The organism is Paraburkholderia oxyphila NBRC 105797 (assembly GCF_000685075.1).
Lineage (GTDB): Bacteria > Pseudomonadota > Gammaproteobacteria > Burkholderiales > Burkholderiaceae > Paraburkholderia > Paraburkholderia oxyphila.
This window is the reverse complement of the sequence record NZ_BAYD01000061.1, coordinates 48,924-59,235: the sequence shown is the minus strand read 5'-3', so window position 1 is coordinate 59,235 and position 10,312 is coordinate 48,924. Positions and strand designations below refer to the sequence as shown.

Below are 10,312 nucleotides of genomic sequence, written 5' to 3'. Positions count from 1 at the left end.
TAGTTCCTCCAAGTACAAGCCTCCTTCTGAACATTCAGGGGCTGGATCGATCAGAACCAGACGATCACGGCCAGTTCCTTGCCACTGTTGGCGGCAATAGAGAAATCTCTATCTCTAAACGCAAGTGCAAAGCAGATATGACATAGAAGCATGAACGGCTACGCGTCAAGGGTTCCCCCATCGATTACGGTGCGTTGCTTTGGTTGATCTGGCTTGATATCGCTTTATCTTCTCTTCCACATTTTCGAGCACCATCTATCTCGACGCGCCATGTCTGCTATCGACGAATGTGCATGGCTGCAAGACGCTTTATCTCAGCCAGGTGAAGAGATTCGCCGGCTGTACAGAACGCCGCCTTGCGTTTAGCGAAACGTCCGGCAAACATGACTTCGCGGATGTATCATGATCTCGAGAGTGCCTGTCGAGTGAAACTGCCGGCACTCAGCCGAGCCGTCGCCGAATTCGCTGCACACTCGAATATCGCGACGCCCAGCAGCCGTACCGTCTCCAATAGTATCGAACTCTACGCCTCAGACATGCCGCAGCAGCGCCGTCGTGGTCAAGTCGAGACGCGGCACGTTACGGGAATCAGCAGACGCCATTGGAGATTGGCAAAGCGTCAAGCTCTGTTCGCTTGTGACAGTACATCACGTCGAAGAGGTGCCCGAATGACAGCCCACCCACTGAAGTTGCGTTCACTAACGGCGGTTCCAGTCTCGATACCCTTAAAGCGCCCGGTGGGCACAAAAGCTCATTCGTTCCGGACGGCCGCATTCCTCTTGTTAACGTTAGATACGGAAGAAGGAGTGTCGGGGCGCTCATATGCTTTCTGCTATTTGGAGTCAATAGCGCGTTCGCTGCTGCCCATTGTGGCAGACCTCAGCCAAGTTCTTGCTGGACACGCAGTCTCGCCAGTCGAACTGTCGAACGCCGTTGCCCGCTATTTCAAGCTTCCGGGACTCTACGGCCCGCTTTGCATGGTCGCGTCCTCGATCGATGCGGCGGCTTGGGATGCGTTAGCGGTTTCGGCAAATATGCCCCTGGCAACTCTGCTCGGCGCGACCGTCACCGGTGTCCGGGCGTACAACAGCAATGGCTTGGGGTTAATGGAACCGTCCGCTGCCGCAGACGAAGCGGAAGAACTGGTCGCAGGCGGTTTTCGAGCGGTGAAAATGAGAGTCGGCCGACCAACCTTCGCGGAAGATCTCGCGGCAATTCGCGCGGTGCGCAATCGGCTAGCGGATGACGTCAACCTGATGGTCGATTTCAATCAGGCGCTGTCGTTTTCGGCCGCGATGGAATATTGCCCTCTCCTCGACGAAGAGGGCGTTTATTGGATCGAAGAGCCAATCAGGCACGATGATTTCACTCATGCGTCGATGATCGCAGCGGCAACGAGGACGCCGATCCAGCTCGGCGAAAACCTGGTGAGCGTCCCTCCTCTCCTCAACGCACTCAAAGCAGACGCAACCGATTACCTTATGTTCGACCTGGACAGAATCGGCGGTGTATCCGGTTGGCGCCTCGCGAGCGGACTTGCGTTAGCAGCCGGCAGGGAAGTGTCGTCGCATCTGTTTCCTGAAATAAGCGCCCATCTGCTGGCGGCGACACCCACAATGCACTGGTTAGAGTATTTAGACTGGGCCGATCCAATACTTGAAGAGCCGCTGCGCATCGAGAATGGAATGGCTATGCTGACCAGCAAGCCGGGGAACGGAATCACGTGGAATGCCGACGGCATTGAAAAGTATCGGCTAGATTAAATAGCCGACGGCAGAATCGAATAGGGAGTGGGCCATTAACGTTACAACAAAAGCGAATCGATACTCTCGATTGCAGCGTCCCCTGTCCACCATCATCAACGGTGCTCCCACCGCTTTATGCGCCTCCAACTTCTCCGGGCATGCGAAAACCGCTCGCATGCCTACCGCTCACTACAACCGCCATGCGGCATCCGGGGGGACCGGACGTCCACGAAGGTCCCAAAATCTGTTGCGCACACCATTCCTGCGAGGAATGATTGTTATGCGTGCGCGACCTCTACCAACGGAGATCTTGAAAGTCGAACATGTGGAGAAAGCGATTTCAGGCCTCGGGGCCGAGATGGAGGGAGGGCCGCGCGGGTAATGACGAAAGCGAAACGTACGGAACGTAAGCTCCAATCTGACAAACAAAAAGTGCTTCACAAGCGTGGCGCGGCGGAACGGTTACGGATGCCACGTCAGATTGGGGCGCGCTGGGTTGGAAAGGTCATTGCGAGCGCGACGCTTTCTCATCATTCACCCTTTGCTTAGGTTGCGTTAGCGCGCTGACGCTGTTTCACTCGCAACATGACCACGCTCGATTTTCCGACCGGAAACGTTGCGGTTCAGATCGCTCCTCGAGATGCAGGTGGCTCGATCAAGGGGGTTGGGCCTTTATTGGCGATGCGGCGTACGGAACGAACTCATACGTATGTAGATCGGTGGAGGTATGATTTGCTGGACTGGAAATGTCGATATGATTAAGGGCAATTCGCTGGGTATTGAGGCACTGGCATTAGATACCGGAGGTACGATCTTTAATTGGCACGACCGCTTTGTTCGGGCGTTCGAAGAGTGGGTCGAACCGGTCGACGCGGTTCTGTGGCGCGACGTCGTGAACGATTGGCGACAGCGTTCCCTCAAGACAGTGCTAGGAAAAGAGCGTGCTGAAGACAGCATGGACATGGTGCATCAAAGAACGCTTGAAGAAACGCTTGCAAAATTCGGGCTGTCACACGTCGACGCTGCGCGCCGAACGAAGATATTGGACGCCTGGTATGACCTGGAAGCGTGGGACGATTTTCCAGCCTCGATCCGTTCGATTCGAGAAAAGTATCCTGTTGTCTCCTTGACGGTGCTTCCTGTGGCGTTGGTCATGGAGAACTCACGACGTAACGATTTGGTCTGGGACGCAATAATCTCGTGCGAAATGACAGGGGTGTATAAGCCTCATCCACAGGCATACCTGAGAGCGGCTGCGTGGTTAAAGCTGAAACCTTCGGCGATTCTGATGGTTGCCTGTCACAATGTTGATCTCAATGCGGCAAAAAATCTGGGCATGAGGACGGCATTTGTTCACCGCCCCGAAGAATGGGGACCGGTGCATCGTCCCGATGCGGGTCCAAACATGGATTACGATTTTGTTGTGGAAAGCTTCGATGATCTGGCGTACGAGCTTTTGTCCGACCGTCAGTAGCCGCACCGCCCCGTCCTGCCTGATACGGCACACGGCAGCGCGGTTCTCGCGCAGCACAATGATTTGCTTCGACAAAGCATCCAAAAACGAAAGCGTGTCGGCCGATCTCTCCAAGCTGCTCTGCACCTCTGCTTGGGCGGATCCGGTGCAGATTGAGCCGGCGGCATTTGACTTCGCGCTGATCCCACATCCGGACCTGTCGGAGCGCTGCGTGCCAGCGCAGTTGACGAACGCATCGAGTCGCTTCCAGCGCGCTGCAACGGCATCAGCGACGCGCCGGCCGTCGACATCCCGGCTGACATCAGCATCGAAGACCAACGTTTCTGCGCCAGTTCCGCGGCACACCGATTCGACGCTCCATGCCGCTTCGCGCGTGCTGCTGTCGAAGTTTCCGATCGCCACCGACCAGCCCGCTCGGGCAAAACGCATTGCGGTGGCCGCGCCGATGCCTTTCGCAGCGCCTGTGATCATGCAAGCGGGGGGCGCGAAATGTGTCATATGGTGTTCGTTGAGGTCATGTTCGATGTTGCAGGCGCGGAGGATCGGACGGAGGCCGGTGGCCGCAATGGCAGCAGCAGCGAGAGTCCCGCGCCAAGCAACAGCGCCACGGCTATGACCGTTATGCCGGGCAAAAGCTTGCCACCGCTCAGATCGGCCAGCCAGCCAACGATGAATGGGCTGACAAAGCCCGCGAGGTTGCCGGTACAGTTGATCAAGGCGATAGCCGCGGCCGCTCCCGCGCCTCCGATCAGTGCCGTAGGAATGCTCCAGAAAACGGGGGCAATCGAATTGATCCCAATCGCGGCGATAACGAGTGCGAGCAAGGCGACGGCAGTGTTCGAGGCGAACCAAACCGATGACAGCAGCCCAAGTGCGCCGAGCGCGCAGCATACCGCCACATAACGATGCCGTTTGTCGCGGCGGTCCGCGTGACGAGCAATCACGACCATCGCCACCGCGCTGATCAGTGACGGTACCGCCGCCAGCCACCCGATACTGCCGACGTTTGCTACGCCGCTCGCCTTGATGATCGTCGGCACCCAGAATGCGAGCCCGTAGTTACCCATCGCAATGCAAAAATATAGGAGTCCCAGTAGCCATACGCGGCCGTTCACGAAGGCGCGGCGTACTGAACAATCGACACGTGTCGCCGCATCACGAGCGAGTTCGACGGCGAGACACGCCTTCTCGTCAGAACTCAGCCAGCGCACCGACTCGATCCGGTCATAGAGTAAGAACGGTGCCGCAACACCGACTCCCAGCGAAGCGAGTCCTTCCAGCAAAAAGAGCCATTGCCATCCTGCCAAGCCGCGTACGCCGTTGAGATGTGCCATCACCCAGCCCGACATCGGCCCACCGATCACGCCAGACAAAGGAATCGCAGTCATGAATAGCGCGATGATTTGTGCACGACGTGCTGACGAGAACCAGTTAGACAAATATAGGATAACGCCGGGGAAGAAGCCCGCCTCGGCCACACCAAGCAGAAAGCGCAGCACGTAAAACGATGTGGCGCCATTCACGAACATCGTCAGGCTGGAGACAATCGCCCACGTGATCATAATCCTCGCAATCCAACGGCGAGCGCCTACTCGGTTCAGAATAAGGTTGCTCGGTACTTCGAAAATGAAATAACCGAGAAAGAAAATGCCTGCGCCCGCGCCATAGGCACTCTCGCCCAGTCTCAAATCGCTCAGCATCTGCAACTTGGCGAAGCTCACATTGACCCGGTCGATGTACGCGACCACAAATGCAAGGAACAAGAAGGGCAAAATGCGACACGCAACTTTGCGGTACAACGCGCTGTTCCGATGCGGATTCCACGCAGCGTCGCCCCCTGCTGGGCTGACGGATGCCGTGATCGATGGCGCAGCGCTGTCCGGCATGTACCGCTCGAATGACCGAATATTCATGATGTCTCCTGCGCGCGCAGGCGCGCTCCCGTTGCGTGGGCGGAACAAGGTCCACCCCGCTGGGTTATACCGTCCCCTCTCTGCCGAGCGTTCAAGTCCGGCGAACAGGCGTCTGGAGCCAAGAGTAGCGAGGCAACGCACGGATCTGCAAATCAATCTTTCGGCACACTCTATAACCGCGAGGTTATATTGAATGAGGGAAAACACCGATGCACAACACTGACTCAATCCAACGCTTCTTCCGCAGCGGGCTGAAGCTGCCGCATTTGCGTGTCCTTGTCGCACTCGCTGATCTCGGTCAGGTCACACGTGTGGCCAGCGCCTTTCACGTCACGCAGCCAGCGGTCTCCAGGCAGATTTCGGAGATAGAAAGCGCGCTAGGGGTTGCTGTCGTCAGCCGTATCGGCAACAAGCTCGAGTTGACGGCGATCGGTCAGGTGATCGTTGCGTGTGGCCGCGAGGTGCTGCGCCAACTCGAACTCGCACGGCGCGATGTCAGCGCGCTAGCATCCGGCACGGGCGGTCTTGTGCGCGTGGGAGCGGTCGTAACCATTCCCGATCCGCTCGTCGCAAACTCTGTTCATATATTCATGCGACGTGCTCCGAACGCGTCATTTTCGTTCTTTGAGGCGACACTCGACCGATTACTCAAGATGCTCGAAGACGGAGATCTCGATGTTGCGATCGGCCGCAATCGCATGACGAGTACACAGGTGCAACTGAAGCAGGAAGTCCTGCTGCAGGACCCTTTCGTATTCGTCGTTGGCGCAGCGCATCCACTAGGCGCACCCGACCGCCATCCTTGCTGGGAGGATCTGCGGCCATGCCACTGGATCACGCCGCAACTCGGTTCGCCTGCTCACGCAACGTTGATTGGAACACTTGAGGCGCACAACATTGCGCCTGCTGCGGGGAGCGTCGCGTCAAGCTCGCTGGCGCTTAATCTGTCGCTATTGAAACGTGGCGATTTCGTTTCCATACTGCCTATTTCAATCGCGCGTCAACACGTGGTGCGCGGATACATGCGCGTGCTCCCACTACCGCCTGTGGAACCACTCGGCGAAGTCGTTGCCCACTGGCGCGCCAGCATTGGCTCGCCGGCTACAAAGCTCTTCATCGAGTGCCTCTCCGAGGCATCGAGCGAACTGCTTACGGAATGACGCCCGGCAACAATTGTGCGATCGCGGACTACCCGGTGCATCGCGGTCACCCGACATTCCGGTAACTTATGCGACCCGAAGCCTGTGCCTGAAATCAGTTGTGGTTCGGTAACAGCAGTTGTGACGTGCCCGAATGCCCTTCTCACTCGTCAGACGCTCCACACGCCTTGCTGGCCACAAGCACGTGTACACGAATCTCATCGGTCATGCGCGGCGAGTCACCGGCGCCCCTGAACGCTACCCGGATGGAGCGAATCGGACCATCCTCCCCGATTTAAGAGAACGTAGGCCAGACGCCGATCCTCCGTCCCGTGGCTCAACGGGAAAACACTTTTGCATTTTGTCGCGACACTGAAAATGCGCGGCTCTTTCGCCACCTCTTAAAGTAGGGACGGTTGGGAGCCAGATTCGCTACCGCCCTTGCCACGCAAGGTCTACGGGAGCTGCGGTTGTCGTACTTGCGCCTTCCAAACCAGAGAGCTTGTCCGATTCGCGCGACAGGGTTCTATGCCTGTTCCAAGTTGACAAAAACCGTATTAACCGGTTAATCTGGTTTACACATTATTCTTGTCGGAGAAAGCAATGGCGACTAATACTCAGACGTTTGTTTTTGATGCGTACGGTACTTTGCTCGACGTCAACGCAGCGGTTAAGAAAGAGATCGCGTCGTTTGGAGAGACCGGGGAGGCGTTTGCCGGATTGTGGCGAACACGTCAACTTGAGTATTGCTGGACACGGACGTTGATGAACCGATACGCGAACTTCTGGGCTGTAACGGAAGAGGCGCTGGACTACGCTTTGCGATCATTCAATTTGGATCAGGATCGGAAGCTCCGTGAAAGACTACTTAAATCGTATTTCGAGTTGAGTGCGCATCCAGATGCACGCGACGCATTGCGTCTATTGAAGGCAAAGGGCGCCAGATTGGCGGTGCTGTCAAACGGAACGAATGATATGCTTCAAGCAGCACTGGAAGCGGGTGGATTGCTGGAGTATATGGATGCGGTGCTGTCAGTTGATGATCTCAAGATCTACAAACCGGATCCACGAGTGTATCAATACGTGTGTGACCGACTCGACGTAACGCCGGAAAAGGTGGTGTTCGTTTCGTCCAACAGTTGGGACCTCGCAGGCGGCTCGTCGTTTGGGTTCAAGGTTGCACGGATAAATCGGACAGGTGGGGCGCGCGAATATGAATTCGCAGATTTCCACAGTGAGCATAGGTCACTCGTAGAACTTGCGGAGCTTGCGCAGTAGTCTGATTGGTCGATATCAATCTCTGGAGGCGGTCATGGCCGAGATGCTTGCAAATGCGCGAATTTTCATACGCGTGGTTGAGTGTGGGTCGTTTACGGCAACCGCAAACGAGTTCGATTCGACACCCGGAATCATCTCGCGTGCGGTTTCGACTCTGGAGGATCATCTTGGTGCCTTGTTGATTCATCGAACGACGAGGCACCTTTCGATCACAGACGTGGGCGATCGGTACTATCGGCGTTTGAAGACGATCCTCGCCGACCTTGACCTTGCCAATGCGGAAGCTAGCGGTGCAACATCTCTTCCACAAGGGCGGATCCGGATTCATTCGATGCCAGGGCTAGCAGAGAGTCATATGACCGCAGCACTGGTTGCCTGGCAGGAAGCGAACCCGGACGTGAGCGTCGAACTGAAGATTGCGCAACGTATGCCTAGTCTTGTGGAAGAAGGATTCGATGTGTCCTTATTGGCTACCCCAAAATTGCCAGATTCTGGGTACATGGCGAAGACGTTGGGCTCAACGTACGGGATACTCGCTGCGTCGCCGAGTTACCTTGAAAAGCACGGTACGCCCACGAGTATCGATGAATTGAAAGAACATCGACTGGTCCGACTTGAGAGCCCATTGGGCCCAACAGACGAGTGGATTCTTGACGGGCCGGAGAGACATATAAGTATTTCAGTGCCCGTTTCTCACTTTCAAGCGAATTCAGCAAGTGCGATCGCATTTGCACTGCGCTCCGGAAGAGGAATAGGGACGCTTGCGAGTTACAACATTGTCGATGACCTGAGAAGTGGAGCGTTGGTGCGGGTATTGCCGCAGTATCGGCTTCGCGCATTTAGTATCGTTGCCTTGTATCCCAATCGCCGGTATCTGGACGCAAAAATATCAAGATTGTTGGATTTTTTGGTGGATCATGTAACACCGACTATTGCGACCATTCACAGAACTATTGAAGAGTTCAGTTAGCAGTGGACGAATTAGCGACATGGCACTGTAAATCTGGGCCGGAACAATGCTCCAGCGGACCGTCGTGGAGGCTATTGATTTGTTGCGACGTAGCAAGCTGTTGCTTACGAGTTCGGACGCGCTGCATTCGAAGGCTTGATTCTCCAGCGGATGTTGCCAGCAACTGTTGCAAACTTTGAGTTACTAGTACGGCATGCCCTCCGAGACTAATTCCGGTGAGGCATGACGGACAGAACTCATGCAATGGGTAGATTTTATATTTTGCTTAAGCGGATCGTATGCAGATAGCGGCACTGGCGGACAGGCGCGCATTCCAGCGCGTCAATCGTATCTGGCTACATTACGGTGTTTTCTGGCTAGGCGCTATCGCTGTGGGGCTCGTCGCTGTCGCCTACGCCAAGCTGATCGATTTTGGCTATGCTCTATTTTTGCGCTATACAGCGGATCGTTTCTGGTTGCCGCTCGCTATAACTCCAGCGGTGGGCGCGGTGTCAGTCTGGCTCACGAGGCGCTTTTTCGATGGGTCGGAAGGCAGCGGGATTCCCCAGGTGATCGCCATGCTGCACGGTCCACTGGAGCTCGGTGAGCGCCTGCTTACCATGCGGATTCTGGTCGGGAAGATTCTAATTTCATTTCTCGCGATTTTAGGTGGGTTCACTATCGGTCGCGAAGGCCCTACGATCCACGTAGGCGCTGCGCTGATGTTTAGCCTGCGAAAGTTCTATCCTGCGCGGTTGAGGTCCATCCGGCCTGGCGTGCTCGAGCGGCGCCTGGCATTGGCTGGGGCGGCCGCGGGACTATCGGCGGCGTTCAACGCGCCCCTGGCGGGAGTCGTGTTCGCAATTGAGGAACTCACACGCAGTTTCGAGGCACGAACAAGCGGCGTACTAATCACGGCCATCATCTTCGCGGGCGTTGTGTCACTTGGGATCCAGGGCAATTACGTCTACTTTGGGATGATCAGCATGGCAAACCGTCTGCCGGATTGGCTTGCGGTTGCTGTCGTGCTGATCGGCTGCCTCGCCGGGATTGCCGGTGGCATATTTTGCTGGCTGCTGCTCAACACTCAGCGCTGGATGCCTCCATACCTACTTAACCTGAGGGTGCAGCGGCCCGTCCTGTTCGGAGCGCTATGCGGCATCGCGATTGCGTTGATCGGTGTGCTTACGCATGGCCATACATTTGGTAGCGGTTACGCAGAGGCGCGCGGCATGCTCGAGGGCAAATCGGACGTGAGCGCAATCTACTCGGCGCTCAAGATGTTCTCGATGGTGGGCTCTTATCTGCCGGGCGCTCCAGGCGGGCTCTTCGCTCCGTCACTCGCAATTGGAGCAGGCATTGGTAACAGCTTGCACCTTCTGTTTCCGCAAATGCAACTCTCCATGCTGATCGCGCTTGGCATGGTGGGCTATCTCGCTGCAGTCACGCAGAGCCCTATTACCGCGTTTGTTATCGTCATCGAGATGACGGACGGACATGGGCTCGTCATCTCACTGATGGCGACGGCGCTCATCGCCAGCCGTGTATCCCGCATCTTCGCCCCGCCCTTGTACGAAGCACTTTCTACCCGCTATCGCGCTCGGAGTTCGAGTTGACCTCTCGTCGCGTGTAGCTGCAATACGAGCGCGGAGGTGCGCGTCGGCTATCGGCTACCTTGCCAAACGTCTGCAAGGAGGCGGACCATTCGTTACTCATCAACGTCGTGCACGTACTGCGCACACCGCTCGGCTGATTGCCCATTTCAGAACCTACGGCTGTCGACGTGTTTGTGGCGTGTTTCCAGGCGAGTACGA

Annotated in this window: 7 protein-coding genes and 2 pseudogenes; 6 read left to right on the top strand and 3 right to left on the bottom strand. The window is 56.5% G+C overall.

Going from position 1 to position 10,312, the window contains the following annotated elements; translation table 11 throughout:
• The first annotated feature begins 668 nt into the window (after positions 1-668).
• On the top strand, positions 669-1,763 hold the full coding sequence (locus tag BO1_RS30890) for an enolase C-terminal domain-like protein (protein WP_028220851.1): 1,095 nt from the start codon (positions 669-671) through the stop codon (positions 1,761-1,763).
• A 736-nt stretch (positions 1,764-2,499) separates the two neighbouring features.
• The gene (locus BO1_RS58160; RefSeq protein WP_167338412.1) at positions 2,500-3,219 is read left to right on the top strand and encodes an HAD-IA family hydrolase; all 720 of its coding nucleotides are present in this window, start codon (positions 2,500-2,502) and stop codon (positions 3,217-3,219) included.
• Positions 3,220-3,432: 213 nt separating this feature from the next.
• Here BO1_RS58160 and BO1_RS61405 read toward each other — a convergent pair.
• Both BO1_RS61405 and BO1_RS53480 read right to left on the bottom strand, forming a co-directional pair.
• Positions 3,433-3,690 (bottom strand): annotated as a pseudogene (locus tag BO1_RS61405) (SDR family NAD(P)-dependent oxidoreductase); the annotation flags it as partial.
• A 23-nt stretch (positions 3,691-3,713) separates the two neighbouring features.
• Positions 3,714-5,132, bottom strand: a complete 1,419-nt coding sequence (locus BO1_RS53480; RefSeq protein WP_407670022.1) for an MFS transporter — start codon at positions 5,130-5,132, stop codon at positions 3,714-3,716.
• A gap of 209 nt (positions 5,133-5,341) precedes the next feature.
• On the opposite strand from BO1_RS53480, the gene BO1_RS30875 reads away from it, so the two are divergent.
• Positions 5,342-6,292, top strand: a complete 951-nt coding sequence (locus BO1_RS30875; protein ID WP_028220850.1) for a LysR family transcriptional regulator — start codon at positions 5,342-5,344, stop codon at positions 6,290-6,292.
• A gap of 69 nt (positions 6,293-6,361) precedes the next feature.
• Here BO1_RS30875 and BO1_RS61400 read toward each other — a convergent pair.
• Positions 6,362-6,548 (bottom strand): annotated as a pseudogene (locus tag BO1_RS61400) (IS3 family transposase); the annotation flags it as partial.
• Between the two features lie 326 nt (positions 6,549-6,874).
• Between BO1_RS61400 and BO1_RS30870 the strand changes: the two are divergent.
• The 3 genes from BO1_RS30870 (at position 6,875) to BO1_RS30865 (ending at position 10,114) form a co-directional block, all read left to right on the top strand.
• Positions 6,875-7,549 (top strand): haloacid dehalogenase type II, encoded by a 675-nt coding sequence (locus BO1_RS30870; protein ID WP_028220849.1) that lies wholly within the window; start codon positions 6,875-6,877, stop codon positions 7,547-7,549.
• 34 nt (positions 7,550-7,583) lie between these two features.
• A complete protein-coding gene (locus BO1_RS58155; protein ID WP_084688295.1) occupies positions 7,584-8,519 on the top strand; it encodes a LysR family transcriptional regulator in 936 nt (311 codons plus the stop codon).
• A 278-nt stretch (positions 8,520-8,797) separates the two neighbouring features.
• Positions 8,798-10,114 (top strand): chloride channel protein, encoded by a 1,317-nt coding sequence (locus tag BO1_RS30865; protein ID WP_028220848.1) that lies wholly within the window; start codon positions 8,798-8,800, stop codon positions 10,112-10,114.
• Positions 10,115-10,312: the final 198 nt, after the last annotated feature.